23 protein-coding genes are annotated in these 24,296 nt (G+C 55.1%); 10 read left to right on the forward strand and 13 right to left on the reverse strand.

Annotation, left to right across the window (positions count from 1 at the left end):
- Positions 1–53: 53 nt before the first annotated feature.
- The 7 genes from hflX to nnr form a co-directional block, all read right to left on the reverse strand.
- Positions 54–1,334, reverse strand: coding sequence for a ribosome rescue GTPase HflX (gene hflX, locus ACFL9S_RS08830; protein ID WP_405261473.1), 1,281 nt, complete (start codon positions 1,332–1,334; stop codon positions 54–56).
- A gap of 230 nt (positions 1,335–1,564) precedes the next feature.
- Positions 1,565–1,876: an RNA chaperone Hfq gene (hfq, locus tag ACFL9S_RS08835; RefSeq protein ID WP_191934338.1), complete on the reverse strand. Its 312-nt coding sequence runs from the start codon at positions 1,874–1,876 to the stop codon at positions 1,565–1,567.
- A gap of 103 nt (positions 1,877–1,979) precedes the next feature.
- Complete coding sequence (gene miaA, locus ACFL9S_RS08840) at positions 1,980–2,930, reverse strand: tRNA (adenosine(37)-N6)-dimethylallyltransferase MiaA (protein WP_405261474.1); 951 nt, start codon at positions 2,928–2,930, stop codon at positions 1,980–1,982.
- Positions 2,923–4,770 (reverse strand): DNA mismatch repair endonuclease MutL, encoded by a 1,848-nt coding sequence (gene mutL / locus ACFL9S_RS08845; RefSeq protein WP_405261475.1) that lies wholly within the window; start codon positions 4,768–4,770, stop codon positions 2,923–2,925. Before mutL ends, miaA begins: the two co-directional genes overlap by 8 nt.
- A 9-nt stretch (positions 4,771–4,779) precedes the next feature.
- A complete protein-coding gene (gene amiB / locus ACFL9S_RS08850; RefSeq protein WP_405261476.1) occupies positions 4,780–6,456 on the reverse strand; it encodes an N-acetylmuramoyl-L-alanine amidase AmiB in 1,677 nt (558 codons plus the stop codon).
- Positions 6,453–6,929, reverse strand: a complete 477-nt coding sequence (tsaE, locus tag ACFL9S_RS08855) for a tRNA (adenosine(37)-N6)-threonylcarbamoyltransferase complex ATPase subunit type 1 TsaE (protein WP_405261478.1) — start codon at positions 6,927–6,929, stop codon at positions 6,453–6,455. Before tsaE ends, amiB begins: the two co-directional genes overlap by 4 nt.
- Complete coding sequence (gene nnr / locus ACFL9S_RS08860) at positions 6,926–8,449, reverse strand: bifunctional ADP-dependent NAD(P)H-hydrate dehydratase/NAD(P)H-hydrate epimerase (protein ID WP_405261480.1); 1,524 nt, start codon at positions 8,447–8,449, stop codon at positions 6,926–6,928. Before nnr ends, tsaE begins: the two co-directional genes overlap by 4 nt.
- Here nnr and queG point away from each other — a divergent pair.
- Entirely contained in the window at positions 8,448–9,587 is a 1,140-nt protein-coding gene (queG, locus tag ACFL9S_RS08865) for a tRNA epoxyqueuosine(34) reductase QueG (RefSeq protein WP_405261481.1), read from the forward strand. The two genes, nnr and queG, sit on opposite strands and share 2 nt — an antisense overlap.
- An 855-nt stretch (positions 9,588–10,442) precedes the next feature.
- Here queG and orn read toward each other — a convergent pair.
- The gene (gene orn, locus ACFL9S_RS08870) at positions 10,443–10,988 is read right to left on the reverse strand and encodes an oligoribonuclease (RefSeq protein WP_405261482.1); all 546 of its coding nucleotides are present in this window, start codon (positions 10,986–10,988) and stop codon (positions 10,443–10,445) included.
- 119 nt (positions 10,989–11,107) lie between these two features.
- Between orn and rsgA the strand changes: the two genes are divergently transcribed.
- The 3 genes from rsgA to mscM all read left to right on the forward strand — a co-directional run bounded on the left by rsgA (position 11,108) and on the right by mscM (position 16,549).
- The gene (gene rsgA / locus ACFL9S_RS08875) at positions 11,108–12,166 is read left to right on the forward strand and encodes a small ribosomal subunit biogenesis GTPase RsgA (RefSeq protein WP_405261483.1); all 1,059 of its coding nucleotides are present in this window, start codon (positions 11,108–11,110) and stop codon (positions 12,164–12,166) included.
- 138 nt (positions 12,167–12,304) lie between these two features.
- Complete coding sequence (asd, locus tag ACFL9S_RS08880) at positions 12,305–13,204, forward strand: archaetidylserine decarboxylase (protein WP_405261484.1); 900 nt, start codon at positions 12,305–12,307, stop codon at positions 13,202–13,204.
- A 9-nt stretch (positions 13,205–13,213) separates the two neighbouring features.
- Positions 13,214–16,549, forward strand: a complete 3,336-nt coding sequence (mscM, locus tag ACFL9S_RS08885) for a miniconductance mechanosensitive channel MscM (RefSeq protein WP_405261485.1) — start codon at positions 13,214–13,216, stop codon at positions 16,547–16,549.
- A 63-nt stretch (positions 16,550–16,612) separates the two neighbouring features.
- On the opposite strand, the gene epmA is transcribed toward mscM, so the two are convergent.
- The gene (epmA, locus tag ACFL9S_RS08890) at positions 16,613–17,590 is read right to left on the reverse strand and encodes an elongation factor P--(R)-beta-lysine ligase (protein WP_200641862.1); all 978 of its coding nucleotides are present in this window, start codon (positions 17,588–17,590) and stop codon (positions 16,613–16,615) included.
- Between the two features lie 315 nt (positions 17,591–17,905).
- Between epmA and frdA the strand changes: the two genes are divergently transcribed.
- The 5 genes from frdA to blc are packed head-to-tail and all read left to right on the forward strand — an operon-like array spanning position 17,906 to position 21,761.
- Complete coding sequence (frdA, locus tag ACFL9S_RS08895; protein ID WP_405261486.1) at positions 17,906–19,696, forward strand: fumarate reductase (quinol) flavoprotein subunit; 1,791 nt, start codon at positions 17,906–17,908, stop codon at positions 19,694–19,696.
- Positions 19,689–20,423, forward strand: coding sequence for a succinate dehydrogenase/fumarate reductase iron-sulfur subunit (locus ACFL9S_RS08900; protein ID WP_405261487.1), 735 nt, complete (start codon positions 19,689–19,691; stop codon positions 20,421–20,423). The genes frdA and ACFL9S_RS08900 overlap by 8 nt, the downstream gene beginning before the upstream one ends.
- Positions 20,424–20,434: 11 nt before the next feature.
- Positions 20,435–20,830, forward strand: coding sequence for a fumarate reductase subunit FrdC (gene frdC, locus ACFL9S_RS08905; RefSeq protein ID WP_405261488.1), 396 nt, complete (start codon positions 20,435–20,437; stop codon positions 20,828–20,830).
- Positions 20,831–20,839: 9 nt separating this feature from the next.
- Positions 20,840–21,196 carry a fumarate reductase subunit FrdD gene (gene frdD / locus ACFL9S_RS08910; protein ID WP_405261489.1) on the forward strand — a complete coding sequence of 119 codons (357 nt, stop codon included), beginning with the start codon at positions 20,840–20,842 and terminating at the stop codon, positions 21,194–21,196.
- Between the two features lie 40 nt (positions 21,197–21,236).
- Positions 21,237–21,761 (forward strand): outer membrane lipoprotein Blc, encoded by a 525-nt coding sequence (gene blc, locus ACFL9S_RS08915; RefSeq protein WP_405261490.1) that lies wholly within the window; start codon positions 21,237–21,239, stop codon positions 21,759–21,761.
- A gap of 41 nt (positions 21,762–21,802) precedes the next feature.
- Here blc and ACFL9S_RS08920 read toward each other — a convergent pair whose 3' ends face one another.
- The 3 genes from ACFL9S_RS08920 to efp form a co-directional block, all read right to left on the reverse strand.
- A complete protein-coding gene (locus ACFL9S_RS08920) occupies positions 21,803–21,934 on the reverse strand; it encodes an entericidin A/B family lipoprotein (RefSeq protein ID WP_405261491.1) in 132 nt (43 codons plus the stop codon).
- A 107-nt stretch (positions 21,935–22,041) separates the two neighbouring features.
- Positions 22,042–22,167 carry an entericidin A/B family lipoprotein gene (locus ACFL9S_RS08925; protein WP_133842573.1) on the reverse strand — a complete coding sequence of 42 codons (126 nt, stop codon included), beginning with the start codon at positions 22,165–22,167 and terminating at the stop codon, positions 22,042–22,044.
- A 61-nt stretch (positions 22,168–22,228) separates the two neighbouring features.
- On the reverse strand, positions 22,229–22,795 hold the full coding sequence (efp, locus tag ACFL9S_RS08930; protein ID WP_405261492.1) for an elongation factor P: 567 nt from the start codon (positions 22,793–22,795) through the stop codon (positions 22,229–22,231).
- A 41-nt stretch (positions 22,796–22,836) separates the two neighbouring features.
- On the opposite strand from efp, the gene epmB reads away from it, so the two are divergent.
- A complete protein-coding gene (gene epmB / locus ACFL9S_RS08935) occupies positions 22,837–23,865 on the forward strand; it encodes an EF-P beta-lysylation protein EpmB (RefSeq protein WP_405261493.1) in 1,029 nt (342 codons plus the stop codon).
- 86 nt (positions 23,866–23,951) lie between these two features.
- On the opposite strand, the gene ACFL9S_RS08940 is transcribed toward epmB, so the two are convergent.
- Complete coding sequence (locus tag ACFL9S_RS08940) at positions 23,952–24,296, reverse strand: DUF4156 domain-containing protein (protein WP_227535189.1); 345 nt, start codon at positions 24,294–24,296, stop codon at positions 23,952–23,954.

Raw genomic sequence — 24,296 nt, forward strand, 5'->3', positions numbered from 1 at the left:
ATTGTGTGTGCGGTGGTATCCCAGGCCGGGATACACGTGTCAGGCAACATCAGTTAAACAATATAATCGACCAGCGAGGGTTCCTGTTTACACAGGCGACGCCAGTCAACGATTGGCATACGCACATGTAACCCTACGCTACCATCGTCTTCATTCCACTCTTTCTCTATCGCCTGCAACTGGTAAAAGCGGCTACGTAACCGCCCAGCTGCTGGCGGCAGGCGTAAATCATACTGTGCGATTTCACCGGCCAGACGCTCAGTCAGCGCCTGGAATAACAGTGGAATTCCTTCCCCGGTCTGGGCTGAAAGCCAGACGCGGATGGGCAGGTTTTCTTCATCACGGTCGATACGCGGAACGAAATCATCCAGCATATCGATTTTATTCATCACCAGCAGGCTGGGGATTTCATCGGATTCAATTTCTTCCAACACCACGTTAACCGCTTTGATGTTGTCATCAAGCCGGGCATCCGCTGCATCAATCACATGCAGCAACAAGGTTGCCTCACGGGTTTCCTGCAACGTTGCTTTAAATGCCGCCACCAGGTCATGGGGAAGATGGCGGATAAAGCCTACGGTATCGGCCAGCACCACTTCACCCACATCAACCACATCCACACGGCGCAAGGTCGGGTCGAGGGTGGCAAACAGCTGGTCAGCCACATACACCTCAGAGGTGGTCAGGCGGTTGAATAGTGTGGACTTACCGGCGTTGGTGTATCCCACCAGAGAGACGGTTGGGACATCGGCCTTGTTACGGGCCTGCCTGCCCTGCTCGCGCTGCTTAGAGACGCGTTCAAGGCGGGAAAGAATCAGGGTAATACGGTTACGCAGTAAACGGCGGTCGGTTTCTAACTGGGTTTCACCCGGGCCGCGCAGGCCAATGCCGCCTTTCTGGCGTTCAAGGTGCGTCCAGCCGCGAACCAGTCGCGTGGCAAGGTGACGCAGCTGCGCCAGCTCAACCTGCAATTTACCTTCATGAGTTCGCGCGCGTTGGGCGAAGATATCCAGGATCAGTCCGGTGCGGTCAATGACACGGCACTCACACAGGGCTTCCAGATTACGCTCCTGTGCCGGACTCAAGGCGTGATCGAACAGCACCACGGAGGCACCGCTCGCTTTTACCGCATCGGCAATTTCTACAGCCTTTCCTTCACCGACAAAATATTTGGGGTGTGGCGCTTTGCGGCTGCCGGTAACAACACACAGCGCTTCCACGCCAGCAGAAGACACCAGAGTTTCAAACTCCTGTAAATCTTCTGTATCTCTGTCTTGCGAGAAATAGATGTGCACCAGTACGGCCTGCTCACCGGCATCATAACGGTCAAACAAACTGAAAACCTCTCGATACTTTGTTAAACCTGCTGCGCGTTGGCCATACTGCGTCAAAACCAGATTCAAAATGCGCGTTTAGCTCACTAAACGGCGTTTTTTGCATGGATTCGCTTAATGTCTTAGCGCAATAAGGAAACCAGGCGATAGATTCGTTGCCATAAAAGGTATTGCCAGGACGGGGAACCAGGATCAAAAGACTCCCCGTCTTGGAGGGACAGCCACGCTAATTATTCAGCGTCATCGCTATCTTGTTGAGGCTGAGAAGACGCCCCCTGGTTACTGCCACTATGATGATAGTTGCTGCTTCCGCCACCTGCATTGTTGCTATGATGGGAGACCGGACGGGACGGAACAACGGTAGAGATCGCGTGCTTGTACACCATCTGGCTAACCGTGTTTTTCAAAAGAATAACAAATTGATCAAACGACTCGATCTGGCCCTGAAGTTTGATGCCATTTACCAAATAAATCGAAACCGGAACACGTTCACGACGCAGTGCGTTCAAGAACGGATCTTGCAATGATTGCCCCTTAGCCATTCTATCTTTTCCTTATATGCTTGTTGTTTGTAACTTTAAGAACCATAGGGTTCGAAATACGACGTAAAAAATTTGCGCAAGATAACGCACCAATTGTACACAATCACCCAGGCTTCGCACTAAGAACCTGTAACACTCTGTCGTAAGCAGCATCAGGCTGTTCGCTGTCAAGCCAGTGAACTTCCTTCCAGCCGCGTAACCAGGTTATCTGTCGTTTCGCTAACTGCCGGGTTGCGCAAATTCCCCGATAAACCATGTCATCGTAATCAATTTCACCGGATAAATATGACCACATCTGGCGATAACCAACACAACGAATGGAAGGCATGTCCGTATGCAAATCACCTCGGGCAAAAAGGGCCCGAGCTTCCGCTTCAAATCCTGACGCCAACATCTGATGGTACCGCTGCTCAATACGCTGATGAATCAATGCACGACTCGCAGGTGCGATAGCAAACTGTGCAACATCATATGGCAGAGGATCGCCCGACGTTTTTGTCAGTTCCGTTAAAGTTTTACCCGAAATAAAAAAAACTTCCAGTGCTCGCGAGAGTCTCTGGGGATCATTCGGATGAATACGACGTCCAGCAACGGGATCTACATCACATAACTGACGGTGAAGGGCTTCCCAGCCTTCTTCACTCGCCATCTGCTCTATACGCTGACGTACTTCTGGATCGGCCGAGGGCAACGGCGATAATCCTTCCAGTAACGCTTTGTAATAAAGCATGGTGCCACCAACAAGCAACGGAATATTTCCCCGCCGGGTAATTTCCGCCATTTCAGCCAGTGCATCGCGCCGAAACTCTGCGGCTGAATAGGCCTCAGAAGGATCGCGTATGTCCAGCAAACGATGGGGCGCGAGCGCAAGTTCTTCTGCGGATGGCTTGGCGGTACCAATATCCATCCCGCGGTAGATCAGCGCTGAATCAACACTAATCAGCTCTACCGGTAGCGCCTGACGCAATGCAATCGCCAGGGCGGTTTTACCGGAGGCCGTAGGCCCCATCAAAAATATTGCCTTAGGCAGGCCAGCCGTGGATTGTTCACTCATGCTTCAGGGCGTTCATCGCCGATTCAATATCGATGTATTGCAATAATCCAGAAGGTGGCGATTTCACTAACTGCGGGCAAAGCCGTTCGACTTCAGCCAGCAAGGTAATCGCCTGCGAGTGATTCCAGTGCTGATGTTCAGAAACCGACTGACGCGCTAACCACTGCGCCGTCTGGCTGGCTGAAGCATCTTGCTGCCGGGCCAAATACCCTAACATTTCTGGAATCAAGTTTTGTAAATTTTGTTGGCGTAATGGTAAAGGCACGGCGCGTAACATCACATGATGAGCGTCAAACAGCAGATCAATGCCCATCTCGCTCAATAAAGCAGCGTTGCGGTTGCCAGCCTCGCGCTCGGCCTTCTCCAGCTTCAGCCGGACCGGAATCAAGAGTGGTTGAGGTTTCAGCCCCTCGCTGCCGGGTTCCAGCTGCGTCTGCTTCAGCCAGCGTTCTGCCACTGCCAGCGCGATTAATGCCACACCCGCCGTTCCGTCAACCAGCGCATACTGTTCGCGTACCACCGTCAGCACCCGACCAAAGCTGTGCACATGCCCGCTTAACGGTGCGGGTTTGTCTTCTTTTGCGGCCGCCACCGGGCGCGGCACTTCACGACTGACCGGGGTATTCAACAGCTGCTGATAGACGGCACCTTCACGCTTCTGATACTGCGGCTCCTGCCGCTGCCAGCTGCTGTTGCCACCGCTCCCGGTATTTCCCGCCGGAGCAGTACGGGGTGGCGTCACTGGCGCAGGTTCAGCGAAATGATTCCCGCCAGCGGCCTGGCGGTTTTCCGGCTGCCAGCGTTCAGCGGGGGCAGATGACATCTCAGGCAGCACTTCAGTGCCCGTTTCCTGTAAGACACTCACCACGCCCTGATAGATAAAGTCATGCACCAGGCGCGACTGATGAAAGCGTACTTCATGTTTCGCCGGGTGTACGTTGACATCCACCTGATGCGGGTCAATTTCCAGATAAAGGACATAAGCAGGCTGGTGCTGTTCCCCCAGTTTATCCTGATAGGCCTGACGGATAGCGTGATTGATTAAGCGGTCGCGCATCATGCGGCCATTTACATAGCAGTACTGTAATTCCGTCAGCGCTTTTGATCCCACCGGGTCAGCCACCCAGCCGCGTAAACTCAGATCGCCATGCTGCCATTCAATGGCAAGCGCATGAGTCATAAAAGCAGTGCCGCAGATAGCAGCCACACGGCGCTCACGCTGCGAATTATCGCTGACGCCACGATACTGACGTACCAGCTTGCCGTTATGAGTCAGGGAGATCGCCACATCAAAGCGCGCCAGCGCGATGCGCCGGATCACTTCATCAATATGGGTAAATTCGGTTTTTTCGGTCCGCATGAATTTGCGGCGCGCCGGGGTGTTGTAGAACAAATCCAGGACTTCCAGCGTGGTGCCCACCGGATGCGCCGCCGGTTTGACGGTCACCGCCTGATCGCGCCCTTCCGCATACGCCTGCCAGGCTTCGCTTTGTGCTTCCGTCCGTGACGTCAGGATCAGACGCGACACCGAGCTGATACTGGCCAGCGCTTCACCGCGAAATCCGAGGCTGATAATCGCCTCAAGATCGTCAAGTGTCGTGATCTTACTGGTCGCGTGACGCGCCAGTGCCATCGCCAGCTCATCTTTATTAATGCCACAACCGTTATCACGAATGCGGATCAGCTTGGCGCCGCCCTTTTCGATGTCGATATCAATGCGCGTGGCACCCGCATCCAGACTATTTTCCACCAGCTCTTTCACCACCGATGCCGGGCGTTCAACGACTTCACCCGCGGCAATCTGATTAGCAAGTTGTGGCGGTAATACCTGAATGGGCATGATTTATCCTTATGAAGCTGGGATTTTTAACGTCTGGCCCAGCATGACATTCTGAGACTTCATTTTATTGGCCTGTTGGATAGCCTGCGGGCTGACGCCATATTGCGCAGCAATCGCCGTCAGCGAGTCGCCACGCACCACTTTATGCCGGGCCGGCTTTTTACTTTTTGCCACACTGGCGACGGCGGTAGTTTTGCTGCCTGCGGGCACTTTCAGCCGCTGTCCCACCCACACTACATCTTTTTTCAGGGTGTTCATGGCGCGCAGTGTCGACATGCTGACGCCGTAGCTGGCGGCAATACCGGATAACGTTTCGCCGCGTTTCACCACATGGCGCTGCGTTGCGCCAGTGTATTCGGTCGCTGTTGGTTCCGGGTTAGCCTCGACTTCAACCGCCGTTGCGGCTTGCAACGGACGGTTTTCCTCCTTTGGGATCGACTGTAGCGGGTGCGCCAGGAAGTAGTTGCGCAGGCCTTTATAAATCGACTCGGCAATCTTCTGCTGGTAAGCGCTACTGCCCAGCAGTCGCTCCTCCGAAGGGTTACTGATAAAGCCGGTTTCTACCAGCAAAGAAGGAATATCCGGCGAGCGCAATACGCCCAGGCTGGCATGTTCCGGCCGACGCTTGTGCAGCGCACCGACGCGTTGCAACTGTGCGATCACTTTCACTGCCACATCGTAGCCAACACGCTGCGAGTGGCCGAACTGTAAGTCCAGTACAGCCTGGCTCAGGTAGGGATCGGCCTGACTGTTGGCCAGCAGGTCACCTGCGCCACCCAACAGTTCGGATTGCTTCTCATGCTGCTCCAGCCAACCCGCCATTTCACTATTGGCACGACGGTTCGACAGCACCCAGACCGATGCCCCGGAGGCACCACGGTTTGGTGCGGCGTCAGCATGAATAGAAACCAGCAGATTCGCGTTCTGTTTACGCGCCACATCCGAACGCCCCATCACGGAGATAAAGTAATCACCGTCGCGGGTCATCACCCCTTTAAACATCGGGTCGGCATTGAGCAGCTCTTTCAGCTTACGCGCAATCGCAATGGTGACGTTTTTCTCTTTCAATCCACCACCGCCAATGGCGCCGGGGTCCTGACCACCGTGACCGGCATCAATCGCCACAATCACCGTATCGTTGCTGCTGACCGCGCTGCGCGGTCGCGCCACCTGATTACCGCTGCTGACCGACGTCACCGGATTGGCATCAAACGGGCTTTTTCCAGGCTGGCTGGCCGGTCGCGAACTGGACACACTGCTGACCGGTGCATGACGACTGGCAGTTTGTGCGGCAGGCTGCGTACCGGTAATGGTAAACACCACATTGTAGTTACTGCCGTTACGCTGGGTGACCGCACGGGTTTTCCCGCGCTGGGTCAGCTCAAATACCAGCCGGATACTCTGGCTGTCTTTCGCGGTACTGGAGCGAATGCGTTTGACAATATTTTCACCACTGAAATTCAGCGGCAATCCCCGAACAATCCCGCTCTGGCGAATATCCAGCACCACACGGTCCGGGTTATGCAGCGGGAAAAAGGCATAGACGGGCTGCCCGGCAAAACTCAGGGTGACTTCCGCCTGATTACTGCCGTTCGAAACTTGAATATCTGATAAATTTGCCGCCAGCGAACTAAACGAGCAGCAGAACAGCGCCAGCAGACACCAGGCTTTCAATCGCAGCATCATGCTCCACCCTGCTCAGCGGTCATCCGCGCCAGCATCACTTCACCCGCAGGCGAGCGGGCACGCAATAAGGCTTCGCGCGCATGCCCCTGATAACTGAGGTGCAGTTCCAGATCCGGCTCAGGGAGTACACCCGCCCCCTGCTGCGGCCATTCGACCAGACACAAGCTGTCCGGGCCAAAGTAATCACGAATTCCCATAAACTCCAGTTCTTCCGGGTCAGACAAGCGGTACAGGTCAAAGTGATAGACCCGGCGATCCGGTAGCACATAAGGCTCAACCAGCGTGTAGGTAGGGCTTTTCACATTGCCTTGATGGCCGAGTGCCTGCAAAAATCCGCGACTGAACGTGGTTTTACCCGCTCCCAGATCGCCATAGAGATAGAGGGTCGCCGCGCCATCACAGGCGCGGGCCAGGCGGGCACCCAATGCGAGGGTTGCTGCCTCATCGGGCAACGCAATGTCACAGGTCATCATTCTTTAGTATTCGAGATCTCAGGATTGACAAACAGATACAGCTCGGAGAACAAATCGGTGGCTAACATTCCGCGTGTACCGCGACGTTGCGCCACTGCGTCAGCCGCCGCTCCGTGCACTACGCATCCTGCGCAGGCGGCATCGTACAGTGAGAGCTTTTGCCCTGCCAGGCTGCCGATGATACCAGATAACACATCTCCCATTCCCCCGCTGGCCATACCGGCGTTGCCAACATCGGCAATTGCCAGTTCGCCCTGCTCGCTGGCAATGAGCGTCCCGGCACCTTTCAATACCACAACGCCGCCATAACGCTTTTGCAGGCGCCGTACAGCCAGTAAGCGGTCACTCTCAATATCGCTAACTTTGCTATTCAAGAGCCTCGCGGCTTCGCCGGGGTGCGGCGTAATAATTCGATTTTGACGTTTATCGGGACTGATTGCCAGCAGGTTAAGCGCATCCGCGTCCCAAAGCATCGTTTTCTGGGAGTTTTCTACCTTTTTCAAGGCTTTTTTACCCCATTCACCCAGACCAAGACCGGGACCAACGACAATCACATCAGCCCATTCCAGACCGGCATCCAGCGTCTGTGCCGTCATCTCCTGCACCATCAGCTCGGGCCGTGCGGTCAACAGCGGGCCAACATTCTCAATGTGAGTAAGCACTCGCACCAGACCTGAACCTGCACGTAAAGCGGCCTCAGCCGTCATGCGGATGGCCCCGGCAGTACCATGATCGCCACCGATAACCAGCAGGCGACCATGATCCCCTTTATGCGAGGTGGAACGACGGGGCGGCAGCCAGGCTGCCAGATGATGAGCGTCATAACGCGTGATGGGTGCAGTCCGGCTCTGCAACCACGAGTCGAGATGCAAACTGTGGTAATGCAATTGTCCGACATGGTCACGTGCTTTACCCGTCAGTAAACCAGGCTTTAACGCCACAAACGTCAGCGTGTGTTCAGCATCTATCGCTACACCCGGTGTTGTACCGTTAGCAGCCACTAACCCGGAAGGAACATCCAGAGAAAAAACCGGCGCAGTATGACGGTTTGCCTGCTCGATAAGGCGGTCATAAGGGGCCGCAGGGGCGCGATTGAGACCAGTACCCAGCAGCGCATCGACAATGACATCTGCCTGTTCAGGCCATGCAAACGAGACATCGTGGATCACACCACCGGCCGCCAGCCAGTTTTCACGTGCCTGACCCGCTTCCTCCGGCAGTGGGCTGTCACTCTCAACCATAATCAGCGTTACCGCCATACCTGCCGCCTGCGCCAGACGCGCCACCACAAAACCGTCACCACCGTTGTTACCGTGTCCGCACAGGATCACCCAGTGTTGCGCCTGCGGCCACTGCTGACGCAGCAAACTGAAGGCGGCTTCCCCCGCCCGCTGCATCAATTCAAACAGGGTAATGCCCAGACTGTCTGCCCCCTCGCGCTCCAGCCCGGCTATCGCCTCCACAGGCCAGACAGAATAGGGTAAACTGACAGGGTCTTTTTGCTGGTTCAGGTTATTCATGTCGCATCCTCTCGATTTCCATCAACTCGCCCTGGATATTAAACAGTGGGGGCTTGACCTCGGCTTTCAGCAGGTGGGTATCTGTGATACCGACTTAACACTGGAAGAGCCGCGTCTTCAGGCCTGGCTGGATAAACAATATCACGGAGAAATGGACTGGATGGCGCGTCATGGCATGATGCGCGCCCGTCCCCATGAACTGCTGCCCGGCACGTTACGGGTGATCAGCGTGCGGATGAATTATCTGCCCGCAAAAGCCGCCTTTGCCAGTACGCTGAAAAATCCGCGCCTTGGCTATGTCAGTCGTTATGCCCTTGGCCGCGATTACCACAAAGTATTACGTAATCGACTGAAAAAGCTTGGCGATATGATCCGCGAACACTGTAACGAGGCCCAGTTCCGGCCCTTTGTCGACTCAGCGCCCTTGCTGGAGCGCCCACTGGCCGCCAAAGCGGGCCTGGGCTGGACGGGCAAACACTCGCTGATCCTCAACCGTGAAGCGGGTTCGTGGTTTTTCCTTGGCGAATTACTGATCGACCTGCCGCTGCCGGTCGATCAACCGGTAGAAGAAAACTGCGGGCGCTGCGTTGCCTGTCTCACCACCTGCCCAACGGGCGCGATTGTCGAACCCTATACCGTTGATGCCCGTCGCTGTATCTCCTACCTCACGATTGAGTTAGAAGGCGCGATCCCGGAAGAGTTTCGTCCATTAATCGGTAATCGTATTTATGGATGCGATGACTGCCAGCTGATCTGCCCGTGGAACCGTTACGGCCAGCTCACCGATGAAGATGATTTCAGCCCGCGTGCGGTGTTACACGCCCCACCGTTAATCGAACTTTTTGCCTGGGATGAAGCGAAATTTCTGCGTATCACGGAAGGATCCGCGATCCGACGCATTGGTCATCTGCGCTGGTTACGTAATATTGCGGTGGCGTTGGGCAATGCTCCCTGGGATGAAAAGCATCTGGCGGCGCTGGAAACACGGCGTGGCGAAAACAGCATGCTGGATGAGCATATCGACTGGGCTATTGGCTGCCAGTTAGCACGACGTGAAGAAAACAGGGTCGATGTTCAGAGCAACCAGCACAAACGCCTGGTGCGCGTCATTGAGAAGGGATTACCACGTGATGCTTAATTGCACAACATACTGAATATTACCCACGCGAAATCTTTTCCACATGCTGTGAATAAAAATAAAAAGTCGTTGTCATTCAACCGTCACAGAATCCACAAGTGATCCAGATAACAATTTGAAAGATTCACAATAGTAGACAAAACAGTAAGTTACACAGAGCGCTTGATCCAGCGCGGTTTTTTCGCGTTCGAAGATCAACAACATAAGCTGTGGATAAGTCTGTTTAAAACATTTTTGACCCATGCGAAAATGGGTTACCGCACGGCGCTTAACGCTGTGGATAATTTGGAAGGCTATTGAGAAAGATTTTTATTTGGAGCGGGAAACGAGACTCTACCAACTGAGCTATTCCCGCTTAGGAGTACTGCTGAATTTCTGTGCTAAAAACCTTATAACTACTTGATTGTTTTAGCTTTTAACTCTTCCTTCCGGAGGAGAGGTCGCTATTATGGACCTGTTTACAGGCGCTGGCAAGGCTTGTGCGAAAAAAATTTAACGTAGATCGCAGGATGATCAATCCGTTTACAAAAGCGCATAAATACAGGCATAAAAAAAGAGCCTCTCGGCTCTTTTCTTACTGGCTTGCAGACAGGATGCCCTCTCTACAACCTAAATTTTGGAGCGGGAAACGAGACTCGCTACCAACTGAGCTATTCCCGCTCTGGGTAACGATGAAAATTCTTCACCGGTACGGGGTGCGCATTATACGAGAATTCTTTCTCCTCGCAACCCTGCCACAAACATTTTTTGCTTTTTTTCTTCCAACTGCCGATTAAACCGTCATTACGCTGATTTAATCGGCATTTTTGCATCATTTACCGGGGTTTCCCCCTTTTTCATCCGGATGTTAAAAAATCACAGTTGAATAAAATGTTCGCGGTAATAGGCCAGTTCCGCCACGGACTCGCGGATATCGTCCATTGCCTGGTGGGTGCCCTGCTTTTTGAAACCTGGCAGAATCCCCGGCTTCCAGCGACGCGCCAGTTCTTTCAGCGTGCTGACATCCAGGTAACGGTAATGGAAGTAAGCTTCCAGTTCCGGCATATATTTGAACAGGAAGCGGCGATCCTGACCAATGCTGTTGCCACAGATCGGCGAGCTGTTGTGTGGCACCCACTCTTTCAGGAACGCAATCGTGGCCTGCACGGCAGCGTCTTCATCGTACTGGCTGGCTTTAACACGCTCAACCAGGCCGCTGTTAGTGTGCGTACGCACGTTCCACTCATCCATTAATGCCAGCTGGGCATCGGACTGATGGATGGCAAGCACCGGTCCTTCCGCCAGGATATTCAGATCGGCATCGGTCACCAGCGTGGCGATCTCAATGATACGGTCCTGCTCCGGGTCCAGCCCGGTCATTTCAAGGTCAATCCAAATCAGGTTGTCGGCGTTGGCAGTCATAGTACGTCTCACAATGTATACTCGAATAATTCAGAGTATAGGGCTGCATGGTTAAGTAGCGTGTATGATAGACGTTTTGCCCTCTCAGGGCGAAATATGCAAAACCGATGTGAGGAACAGTGACTAAAAACAAACTATCCAAGGGTCAGCAACGTCGCGTGAGTGCCAACCACGATCGTCGCCTGAAGCAGCGTGGCGATAAACCTGAGCCAGATGACAATCTGTTCGGTGAAGTCCGCGATGGCGTGGTGATCAGCCGTTTTGGTATGCATGCTGATGTGGAAGATGCGGATGGTTCCGTTCACCGTTGTAACATCCGCCGCACCATTCGTTCGCTGGTGACCGGTGACCGCGTGCGCTGGCGTCCAGGCGTTGAAGGCGGTGCCACCGTTAAAGGCATTGTTGAAGCCGTTCACGAACGCACCTCAGTACTGACCCGTCCTGATTTCTATGACGGCGTAAAGCCGATTGCTGCCAACATCAATCAGATTGTCGTGGTCTCGGCGATTTTGCCGGAGCTGTCGCTGAACATCATTGACCGCTATCTGGTGGCGTGTGAAACGCTGGGCGTTGAGCCGTTGCTGGTGCTGAATAAAACCGATTTGCTCGATGACGAAGGCCGCGCCTTTGTCGATGAGCAAATGGATATCTATCGTCACATTGGCTACAACGTGCTGATGGTCTCCAGCCACCGTAAAGAGGGGCTGGTTGAACTGGAGCAGGCACTGACCGACCGTATCAGCATCTTCGCCGGGCAGTCTGGCGTGGGGAAATCCAGCCTGTTGAACGCCCTGCTGGGGCTGGAACTGAGTCAGGCTGAGATCCTCACCAATGACGTCTCGGATAACTCAGGCCTTGGCCAGCACACCACCACCGCCTCCCGTCTGTATCACTTCCCGCAAGGCGGCGATGTGATTGACTCCCCAGGCGTACGTGAATTTGGCCTGTGGCACCTCGAACCGGAACAAATCACGCAAGGATTTGTCGAATTCCGTGACTATCTGGGTGGATGCAAATTCCGTGACTGTAAACATGACAACGATCCCGGCTGCGCCATTCGCGAAGCAGTGGACAAAGGTGAGATCAACGAATCACGTTTCGTTAACTATCACCTGATTCTGGAAACCATGTCGGAAGTGCAGGGTAAAACCCGCCGCTTTACCACGGATAAAAACTGATTATACCTGCCCACGTGGCGTGAACGTCATGCAGCAGCCCCGAGCGTCAGGCAATAGCCTAAACCTCCGGGCGCTGCTACAATCCGCCCCCTTTATTTTAAAGCGCTATACCCGTCTGATTTGAGCCAGGAGGCTAACGTGTTAGATCGTATTAAACTCGGCCTGAATAACTTACTGCCTAAAAAGGCCCTGACTGAACTGGCCGGCTGGGGTGCCAGCAAGCGTGGTGGACGGCTGACCAAAGCAGTGATTGATGCTTTTGTCTGGTACTACAAGGTGGATATGAAAGAGGCGCAGAAGCCTGATACCGCCAGCTATCGCACCTTTAACGACTTCTTCGTCCGCCCGTTGCGTGATGATGCGCGTCCGATTGAAACGGACCCGAACCTGCTGATCCTGCCTGCTGATGGTGCTATCAGCCAGCTTGGCCGTATCGAAGGTGAACAGATTTTCCAGGCCAAAGGCCACACCTATTCGCTGGAAGCGCTGCTGGCAGGCAACGCCGCGATGACCGATATGTTCCGTGACGGCGAGTTTGTCACCACGTATCTCGCACCGCGTGACTACCACCGTGTCCATATGCCGTGTAATGGTATCCTGCGTGAAATGATCTATGTTCCGGGCGATCTCTACTCCGTGAACCCGCTGACCGCGCAGAACATTCCCAACCTGTTTGCACGTAATGAGCGCGTCATCTGCCTGTTTGATACTGAATTTGGCCCAATGGCGCAGATTCTGGTCGGTGCAACCATCGTCGGCAGTATTGAAACCGTATGGTCCGGTACCGTTACGCCACCGCGTGAAGGTGTGATCAAACGCTGGAGCTGGCCTGGTGCTGATGCCGAAGGTTCTGTCGTGCTGCTGAAAGGCCAGGAAATGGGCCGTTTCAAACTGGGATCTACCGTCATCAACCTGTTCGCAGCGGGCAAAGTGAAACTGGCTGAAAGCCTGGCGGCAGAAAGTAAAACCCGTCTTGGCGCCACGCTGGCCATCGCACTGCAGAAAGAAAGTGCGGAAGACGTCCTCCATCATCCATAGCGAATTGCCATGTCACGTCTGATTCTTACTGTGTTATTAGGCTGGAGCTTACTCCAGCCGGTTTATGCCGCCAGCGCACCGGATGCATCGCTGATCAAACAGCAGCTGGAAGAGGCGAAGTCAGACAAGACGTCGGCGAATCAGACGGCTATCGTCGATGCCCTGCAATCCACGCTGACCTGGCTGGACGAGTATCAAAACTCGCTCAACCTCACGCAGGATTACCAGCAGGTCATTGACGATTTTCCTAAGCTTTCCCGCGCATTACGTCAGCAGATCGTCACGCTGACGGACAGCAGCAAGCCCCTGCGCAGCAACATGAGTGCCGCTGACCTTGATCAGGAGATCTTACAGGTCAGCAGCCAGCTGCTGGAAGAGAGCCGCCAGGTTCAGCAGGAGCAGGATCGCGCACGCGAAATCAGTGATTCCCTCTCTCAGCTACCGCAGCAACAAACAGAAGCCCGCCGGGCGCTGAACGAGATCGAACGCCGTTTACAGGGGCAACCCTCCCCGACCACGCGTCTGGGTCAGGCACAGCTGGCACAGCGTCAGGCTGAATCTGCCGCGCAAAAAGCCCGGGTGGATGAACTTGAACTGGCACAGTTATCGGCTAACAATCGCCAGGAGCTGGCGCGTATGCGCGCCGAAGTCCACCAGCGCAAAGCCGCCAGCCTGGATGCCTACCTGCAAGATTTACGTAACCAACTGAACAGCCTGCGCCAGCGCGAAGCCGAAATGGCGCTGGCCCGCACCGAACAGCTGGCAGAAGACAGCGGTGATATGCCGAAAGGCATCACCGAACAGTTCCGCATTAACCGCGAACTGTCCAGCGCACTGAATCAGCAGGCGCAGCGTATGGACCTGGTGGCGTCGCAGCAGCGCACCGCCGCCAATCAGACCATTCAGGTCCGTCAGGCACTGAGCACCATTCGCGAACAGTCACAGTGGCTGGGCGTATCCAATGTGCTGGGCGAAGCGCTGCGTGCGCAGGTGGCACGTCTGCCAGACATGCCAAAACCCCAGCAGCTGGACAACGAAATGGCCCAGCTGCGCGTCCAGCGTCTCTATTACGAAGACCTGCTGGAACGCCAGAACGCCCTGCTGCAGCTGCGCCAGGATGACAACAGTAATCTGACCGCAGAACAGCGACGCATTCTGGATGCTCAGCTCAAAACCCAGCGTGAACTGCTCACCTCTCTGCTCTCCGGCTGCGATAACCTGATCCTTGGTGTCACCAAGCTGAAAGTCGGTAACAGCCAGCTGGTGGATGCGCTGAATGAAGTCAAAGAGGCCACGCACCGCTATCTGTTCTGGACGGCCGATGTCAGCGCAGTGGACTTCAGCTACCCGATCAATCTGGCGCGCGATCTGCATCGTCTGCTGTCGCTGGATACCCTGGGCCAGCTGGGTGGCGCAATGGTAATGATGGTCACCAGCCGCGAAACCGTGCTGCCTCTGCTGGGCGCGATGCTGCTGGTCAGCTTTAGCATCAGCTCCCGCCGTCATTTCCGTAAATTCCTTGAACGTGCCTCCAGCAAGGTCGGCAAAGTCACCCAGGATCACTTCAGCCTGACACTGCGCACGGTGTTCTGGTCGATTCTGGTGGCGTTGCCGCTGCCGGTGTTATGGGCGGCGCTGGGTTACGGTTTACAGCATGCCTGGCCGTATCCTATTGCCATCGCCATCGGCGACGGCGTCACCGCCAGCGTACCGCTGCTGTGGGCCTTTATGGTGAGTAATACCTTTGCCCGTTCGCAGGGTCTGTTTATCGTCCATTTCCGCTGGCCGCAAACCCGCGTAGCACGCGCCATGCGTTTCTACACGCTGTGCATCGGCCTGGTCGTGCCACTGATGATGATGCTGATCGCCTTCGATAATCTCGAAGATCGTGAATTCTCAGCCACCCTCGGCCGCCTGTGCTTTATCCTGATTTGTGGTGCATTAAGCCTGGTGACCGTCAGCCTGAAGCGTGCCGGTATCCCGCTGCACCTCGACAAAGAGGGCAACGGCGAGAACTTCATGAACAACGTGCTGTGGAACGCGATGATTGCCATTCCGATGGTGGCGGCACTGGCCTCCTGCATCGGCTATCTGGCCACCGCGCAGGCCTTGCTGGCGCGTCTGGAAACCTCGGTGGGTATCTGGTTCCTGCTGCTGGTGATTTACCACATTATTCGCCGCTGGATGCTGATCCAGCGGCGACGCATCGCCTTTGATCGCGCCCGTCAGCGCCGTGCTGAAATCCTGGCCCAACGTGCCCGCGGCGAGGAAGAAGTCGCGGCACAACAGACCGCCGTTGATAGCGTGGATGTGGAAGAGCCGGTTATCGACCTTGATGCCATCAGCGCACAGTCATTACGCCTGGTACGCTCGATTCTGACGCTGATTGCGCTGGTCTCCGTGATTGTGCTTTGGTCGGAGATCCACTCGGCCTTTGGTTTCCTGGAAAATATCCGCTTGTGGGATGTCAGCACCACCGTTCAGGGCGTCGAAAGCCTGCAGCCGATCACTCTCGGGTCGGTAATGATTGCTATCCTGGTGTTGGTTATTACCACCCAGCTGGTACGCAATATGCCTGCCCTGCTGGAGCTGGCCCTGCTGCAACACCTCAGCCTGACACCAGGCACCGGTTACGCTATCACCACGCTGACCAAGTATCTGTTGATTCTGATTGGCGGCCTGGTCGGGTTCTCGTTGATTGGTATCGACTGGTCGAAGCTACAGTGGCTGGTCGCGGGTCTGACCCTGGGCCTGGGCTTTGGTATGCAGGAGATCTTTGCCAACTTTATGTCCGGCCTGATCATTCTGTTTGAGAAACCGATCCGCATCGGCGATACCGTGACCATTCGCGATCTCACCGGCAGCATTACGCGTATCAATACCCGCGCCACCACCATTACCGACTGGGACCGCAAAGAAATTATCGTGCCGAATAAGGCCTTTATCACCGAACAGTTTGTTAACTGGTCACTGTCGGATTCCGTCACCCGCGTGGTGCTGACGATCCCGGCCTCGGCAGAGGCCAACAGTGAAGAGGTAACGAATGTCCTGCTACAGGCCGCGCATCGCTGTAGTTATGTGCTGGAAACGCCGCAGCCGGAAGCCTTCCTGGTGGATTTACAGCAGGGTATTCAGCTATTTGAATTGCGTATTCATGCGGCAGAGATGGGGCACCGTATGCCGCTGCGCCATGAGCTGCATCAGTTGATCCTGCGCGGTTACCAGGAACACGGGCTGGAAATGCCGTTCCCTCCGTTCCAGGTACGGGTGGATACCATCGGGCGTAAAACCCCGGCCAGCAACGGTGCACCGGCAGCAAGAAACTATAAGTCAGGCGGATTGTAACGACTGGGATCACGGGGCGATCGAAAAAAATGATCGCCCCCTACGATTTGATTGATGGCCGGATTAACAACGGTCGACGGTAAACGCGATCACATCACTGAGCTGTTCGGCTTTCAGTGCCAGCATCACAATACGATCAACGCCTAATGCCACACCGGAACACTCCGGCATACCGTGCGCCAGCGCGTCCAGCAGGTTAGTGTCAATCGGTTGTACCGGCAGGCCTGCGGCCGCACGCTTACGGTTATCCTGCTCAAAACGCAGACGCTGTTCACGACTGTCGGTCAGTTCACGGAAACCATTCGCCAGCTCAATGCCTTTAAAGTAGACCTCGAAGCGTTCTGCCACGCGGTGATCTTCCGTACTGATCTCAGCCAGCGCCGCCTGACTGGCCGGGAAGTGATAGACGAACGCAGGTTTCTCTTTACCGATTTCCGGTTCCACACCCAGCATAAACAGCAGTTGCAGCAGCGTATCGCGATCTTCTTCACGATGGGCGAGATCGCCTGCACCCAGTTTTTCGGCCGCTTCACGCAGCTGCGCTTTATCCGCAGACAGCGGGTCAATCTCCAGATGACGAATAAACGCCTGCTGGTAGGACAGGGTTTCAGCCGGAGCACACTCCAGCACCTGTTGCAGCAGATCGTCCACCTCGTTCATCAGGCGGTACATATCGTAGTGCGGGCGATACCATTCCAGCATAGTGAATTCGGGATTATGGTGGCGCCCCATCTCTTCATTACGGAAACTGCGACACAGCTGGAAGATCGGCCCGCTGCCTGCGGCCAGCAAACGTTTCATATGGTATTCAGGGCTGGTCATCAGATAAAGATCGATACCGGCGGCGGCGCCTGGGCCAACAAACCGGGTCTGGAACGGGAACAGATGCACATCGGTCACCGTCGCCTGGCTCATGGCCGGGGTTTCCACTTCCAGTACGCCACGATCGGCAAAGAAACGCCGGATTTCAGCCATGATCGCCGCACGCTTTAATAAATTGGCGATGGATGCACTTGGCTGCCAGCTAGCCGAATCGCTCATCTTTTTTACTCCAAAATCAGTAGGGCCAGGAAGTCTACCTGTACGCGCCGCAACACACAATTCTACGTCGAAAAAACCAGCAATACGCTTCTCCACAAAAAGCGAATGGTTTTTATCGTTTACCCACCTAAATGCCCGAACACATCAAATTGACGCCATTTTAACCCCCTTATACTGAGCCGCGACTGTCGGGTAGAGCCACCCGCTTTGCCTCTGGAAAAATCTCAAACACAAAATACCCATCATGGTTCGCGTGGCAGAAAGACAGGCAACACAGATGCTGCGCGACGTATGCAGGGGATAAGGGAGGAAATTGTGCAAACCCTGAATGCCGATTTGGTCATTGTTGGTGCTGGTGGAGCCGGGCTGCGTGCTGCGATTGCCGCCGCAGAAGCCAACCCGCGATTGAAGATTGCTCTGATCTCCAAAGTCTATCCGATGCGCAGCCACACGGTGGCCGCCGAAGGCGGTGCCGCTGCCGTCACCCAGGAGCAGGATAGCTTCGATTCTCATTTTCACGATACCGTTGCCGGGGGCGACTGGCTGTGCGAGCAACCCGTGGTGGACTACTTTGTTGAGCACTGCCCGCAGGAAATGGCGCAAATGGAGCTGTGGGGCTGTCCCTGGAGCCGCAAAGAAGATGGCTCCATCAACGTCCGTCGCTTTGGCGGGATGAAGATTGAACGCACCTGGTTCGCCGCCGATAAAACCGGCTTCCATATGCTGCATACCCTGTTTCAAACCTCGCTGAAATACCCGCAAATCCAACGCCTTGATGAGCATTTCGTCCTCGACCTGCTGGTGGATGACGGCGTGGCGCACGGACTGGTGGCGATCAACATGATGGAAGGCACGCTGCTGGAAGTGCGCGCACAGTCGGTGATCCTCGCGACCGGCGGTGCGGGCCGCGTCTATCGCTACAACACCAATGGCGGCATCGTCACCGGCGACGGTATGGGCATGGCGTTCCGCCACGGCGTGCCGCTGCGCGATATGGAGTTTGTTCAATACCATCCCACCGGCCTGCCGGGTTCCGGCATCCTGATGACGGAAGGCTGCCGTGGTGAGGGCGGTATTCTGGTCAATAAAGACGGTTACCGTTATCTGCAGGATTACGGCATGGGGCCGGAAACCCCGCTCGGAGAACCAAAAAACAAATATATGGAACTCGGCCCGCGCGACAAGGTTTCCCAGGCCTTCTGGCACGAATGGCGTGCCGGGCGCACCATCGCAACACCGCGCGGGGATGTTGTTTATCTCGACCTGCGCCACCTCGGTGAGAAAAAGCTGCGTGAACGCCTGCCGTTTATCTGCGAACTGAGTAAAGCCTATGTCGGCGTAGACCCGATTACCGCCCCAATCCCCGTGCGCCCCACCGCCCACTACACGATGGGGGGAATTGAAACCAACGGTGAATGTGAAACCCGTATTCAGGGGCTGTTTGCCGTCGGTGAATGCTCCTCCGTTGGGCTGCACGGTGCGAACCGCCTCGGTTCTAACTCGCTGGCAGAGCTGGTGGTGTTCGGGCGTCTGGCGGGAGAGCAAGCCGCACAGCGTGCTTCCCAGCCGCATCCGGTGCGGGATGCCGCGCTGAGTGCGCAGCGCAACGACATTGAAAAACGTCTCCACGGGTTAGTGAATCAACAGGGCAGCGAAAATGCGGCCACGATGCGTGATGAAATGGGCATGGCCATGGAAGAAGGCTGCGGGATTTACCGCACCACGGAGCTGATGCAAAAAACCATCGATAAGCTGGCGGAGCTGAAGCAGCGTTTCTCTAAACTGCGTGTAACCGATACCTCCAGCGTGTTCAACACCGAGCTGCTGTACGCCGTTGAACTGGCCCACGGGCTGGACGTCGCGGAGTGTATGGCGCATTCGGCCATTCAGCGCAAAGAGTCTCGCGGTGCGCATCAACGGCTGGATGAAGGCTGCACCACGCGTGATGACGAGCATTACCTGGCGCATACCCTGACCTTCTTCAACCCGCAGGGAGCGCCTTCGGTCGCTTACGATCCGGTGACCATTACCCATCTGCCGCCTGCTGCGCGCGTGTATGGCGCGGCCTCTGAGGGCAGCACCCACAAGGAGCCTGGCCATGAGTGAGAGCAAAAACCGTCAAATCAACATCATGCGCTACAACCCGGAAACCGACCGCGTCCCGCGCAACGAGATTTTTGACGTCCCCTGGGATGAAACCACCTCGCTGCTTGATGCCCTCGGCTACATCAAAGACAACCTTGCTTTTGACCTGTCGTATCGCTGGTCATGCCGCATGGCGATCTGCGGTTCGTGCGGGATGATGGTGAATGGCGTCCCCAAACTGGCGTGCAAAACCTTCCTGCGCGATTACCCGGCAGGCGTGAGAGTCGAGCCGCTGGCCAACTTCCCGATCGAGCGCGATCTGGTGGTCGATATGACCCACTTTATGGAAAGCCTGGAAGCCATTAAACCCTGGGTGATCGGCAACCCGCGTGAAGCCAGCGAAGGCCCGGGCCTGCAAACGCCGGCACAGATGGCGAAATACCATCAGTTCTCCGGCTGCATCAACTGTGGTTTGTGCTATGCCGCCTGCCCACAGTTTGGCCTCAATCCTGAGTTTATTGGCCCTGCGGCGATCACCCTTGCCCACCGCTATAACCTCGACAGTCGTGACCGGGGTAAAGCGCAGCGGATGCCGCAGCTTAACGGCATTAATGGCGTCTGGAGCTGTACGTTTGTCGGCTTCTGCTCCGAAGTGTGCCCGAAACATGTCGACCCGGCGGCAGCTATCCAGCAAGGCAAAGTGGAGAGCAGTAAAGACTTCCTGATCGCCACCCTGAAACCCCATTAAGGAGGCTGTAAATGACCACGAAACGTAATGCTTATATTCGTCCGATGTCAGGAAGCTGGTGGCAGTCGCTGCAGTTCTACCGTCTGTATATGCTGCGCGAAGGTACCGCCATTCCGGCACTGTGGTTCAGTATTGAGCTGATTATCGGTCTGTTTGCCCTGAAAATGGGGCCGGAAAGCTGGGAAGGTTTTGTTTCCTTCCTGCAACATCCTGTCGTTCTGCTGCTGAATCTGGTGACGCTGGTCGCCGCCTTGCATCACAGCAAAACCTGGTTTGACCTCGCCCCGAAAGCACAAATTATTATCGTTAAAGGCGAGAAGCTGCCGCCGGAACCGATCATTAAAGGGCTGTGGATCGTGATGATTATGTTAAGCGGCGTGGTACTGGCCGTGTCGCTGCTGGCTTAAGGAGTGATAATGAACACACAACCGCAACGTTCTAATGAACCCATCTTCTGGGGACTGTTTGGTGCCGGAGGAATGTGGGCTGCGCTGGTCAGCCCGGTTATCGTTCTGCTGGTCGGGTTGCTGCTGCCGCTCGGCTGGGCACCGGCAGAGACCTTCAGCTATGAGCGGGTTATAGGGTTTGCCCAGTCATGGCCTGGCCGATTGATCCTGCTGCTGGTGATTGTGCTGCCGCTGTGGTGCGCCCTGCACCGCCTGCACCACAGTCTGCATGATCTGAAACTGCATATTCCCGCCAGCAAGCGGCTGTGCTACGGCATTGCCTCGCTGTTAAGCGTGGTGGCATTGATTGGCGTGATCGCTGTATAAATCTATACTTAAGCCATTCATACAAAAAGGAATGGCTTAGATGTCACTGTGGAAAATGCTTACCGCAGGTGCCGGGGCGTTGCTCTCGGTTGCCTGCTCTACCACCCCGCCGCAAGGCGTTACCCCGATTTCTGGATTCAATGCCGAACACTATCTTGGTCGCTGGTATGAAATTGCACGCCTGGACCACCGTTTTGAACGCGGCCTGGACCAGGTGACGGCGACCTACAGCAAACGCGACGATGGCGGGCTGAAAGTGGTTAACCGTGGCTTTAATACCCGCAAACAGCGCTGGCAGGAGAGTATTGGCAAAGCATATTTTACCGGCCCTGCTGACCAGGCTGCACTCAAGGTGTCATTCTTCGGGCCATTTTACGGTGGGTATAACGTGATCGCGCTGGATAACAATTATCAGCACGCGCTGGTGTGCGGGCCGAATCGGGATTATCTGTGGATTTTGTCGCGGACGCCGCAGCTGGAAGCCGGGGTAAAAGCAGAGTTAGTGTCTAAAGCACGCAGTGCAGGCTTTGCCGTGGATAAGCTGATTTGGGTCAATCAGCAGTAACAGCACTCGTGCCGGTGCAGCGCACCGGCCTTTCAGACAGATTAGTTCGTGCTTTTCTGAATTGCCTTACCGCCCGCCTCAACATCTTCACCCACACCACGCGTGGTATTACAGGCAGAGAGTACGGAAGAGAGCACCAGAACAGAAAGAAGGGCAATAATACTTTTCTTCATAGCTATTTCCTTTTAATGAGAGATAAAGCACAGCGTTATAAGCATAGCTCTATTTTACCCGCCTGCCTGGAAGGCATCACGAAAAGGGAATGATCTAAGAAAGGAGGTTACTTATTGGCTGCGTCAGTGATGGCGCCGCCGAGATGCTGCACGTCCTCACCAAAGCCATGGAAGGTATTGCAGGCGCTCAGTGCGCAGGTCATCAACAATGCAACAGCAATGAATTTCAACATATACTTAAACTCACATCGTCAAGGATAAGGGCCTGACCGGCAGGCCCTCACTGGTTCGGGCTTATTTTACGCGTGAAACGTATTCGCCAGAACGGGTATCAACTTTGATCACTTCACCAATCTGCACGAACAGTGGCACTTTTACTACCGCACCGGTAGACAGTGTCGCTGGCTTGCCGCCAGTACCTGCGGTATCACCCTTCAGGCCTGGGTCAGTATCAGTGATTTCCAGCTCAACGAAGTTCGGTGGTAACACCTGGATCGGCTTGCCGTTCCACAGGGTCACAATACACTCAGCGTTGTCGAGCAGCCATTTTGCTGCATCGCCCACGGTTTTCTCTTCAACAGGGTGCTGTTCGAAGGTTTCCGGGTGCATGAAGTGATAGAACTCACCGTCGTTGTACAGGTAGTTCAGGTTGGTATCTACTACGTCAGCGCCTTCAGCGGAGTCGGTAGATTTAAAAGTTTTCTCAACACGCGTTCCGGTCAGCAGACGACGCATTTTTACGCGTGCGAATGCCTGGCCTTTACCCGGCTTAACAAACTCGCTTGATTCGATGGCAAAAGGCTCGCCTTCGAACATGATTTTAAGACCGGGACGGAAATCGTTGCTAGAATAAGTCGCCATAAAGGCCCTCTACAATTTATTACTGGTACTTAGCCAAAAAAATGGCACACATTGTAACCCTAAATACCCCTGTGCGAGAAGATTGGTTGCATCAACTTGCCGATGTAATCACTGATCCGAATGAATTACTGCAACTTTTAGCGTTGCAACATCACCCTGAACTGGTTTCAGGCCATGACGCACGGCGTCTTTTCGCCCTGCGCGTCCCCCGGGCCTTTGCTGCACGTATGCGCAAAGGCGATCCGCAGGATCCTCTGCTGCTTCAGGTTATTACCTCGCAGCAGGAGTTCGTTGATGCACCGGGTTACAGTACCGATCCGCTGGATGAGCAGAGCAGTGTGGTGCCGGGTCTGTTACATAAATATCGTAATCGTGCGCTATTGCTGGTCAAAGGCGGCTGCGCCGTCAATTGCCGTTACTGTTTTCGCCGCCATTTTCCGTACTCTGATAATCAGGGCAATAAACGCAACTGGCAGCAAGCCCTGGAGTATATCCGACAACAGCCAGAACTGGATGAGATTATTTTCTCCGGCGGCGATCCGCTGATGGCAAAGGATCACGAGCTGGACTGGCTGATCGCAGAACTGGAACAGATTCCCCATATCAAGCGCCTGCGCATCCACAGCCGCCTGCCGGTGGTGATCCCCAAACGTATCACCGAAGCACTGTGCCAGCGGCTGGCACAGTCACGTCTGCAAACGCTGATGGTGACCCATATCAACCATGCGCAGGAGATCGATGACGACCTGCGCCACGGTATGCATAGGCTAAAACGTGCTGGGGTCACGCTGCTGAATCAGAGCGTACTGCTGCGCGGCATTAACGATGATGCCACCACGCTGGCCGCACTGAGTAATGCGCTGTTTGATGCCGGGATCCTTCCTTATTACCTGCATGTGCTGGATAAGGTCCAGGGCGCCGCGCATTTCTACGTTGATGACCAGCGCGCACGCGCCATTGTGCGTGAGCTGTTGGCTAAGGTTTCAGGTTATTTGGTGCCGAAGCTGGCGCGTGAGATTGGCGGAGAACCGAGTAAAACGCCGCTGGATTTGCAGCTACGTCAGGAGTAGTCGCGGCGACATTGCAGCAATAAAAAAGGGTGTGCTGAAAGCCACCCTTTTTTATTCATCGTCGAATGCCCGTCAGGCGATAACGATTACGAGCACTTATACACCTGGCCACTCATTTTGCTGTCGAGCGGTGCAAAGTTGGACCAGATGTTCTGGGTTGGGCTGGTGGCACCGTAAATCACGTTACCGCCCATCTCTGCCGCACGGTTACGCAGATCGTTGGCTGCGCCGCGCAGTGAACTGCCTTCACCACCAGAACCTGAGAACCAGTTACTTTGTGCGCCGGTCACGTTGCCCAGCAACTGGCAGCTGCTGGCCGGTTGTTGATCGGTAAAGGTGACACGTTCGCCCGCAGAACTCAGCGTGTTAGAAGAACTACAGCCTGCCAGCAGCAGGGCCGCCACAGAGAGTCCCAGCAAGTTAATCCGCAT

The sequence above is a fragment of the Erwinia sp. AnSW2-5 genome (assembly GCF_045107195.1).
GTDB lineage: Bacteria > Pseudomonadota > Gammaproteobacteria > Enterobacterales > Enterobacteriaceae > Erwinia.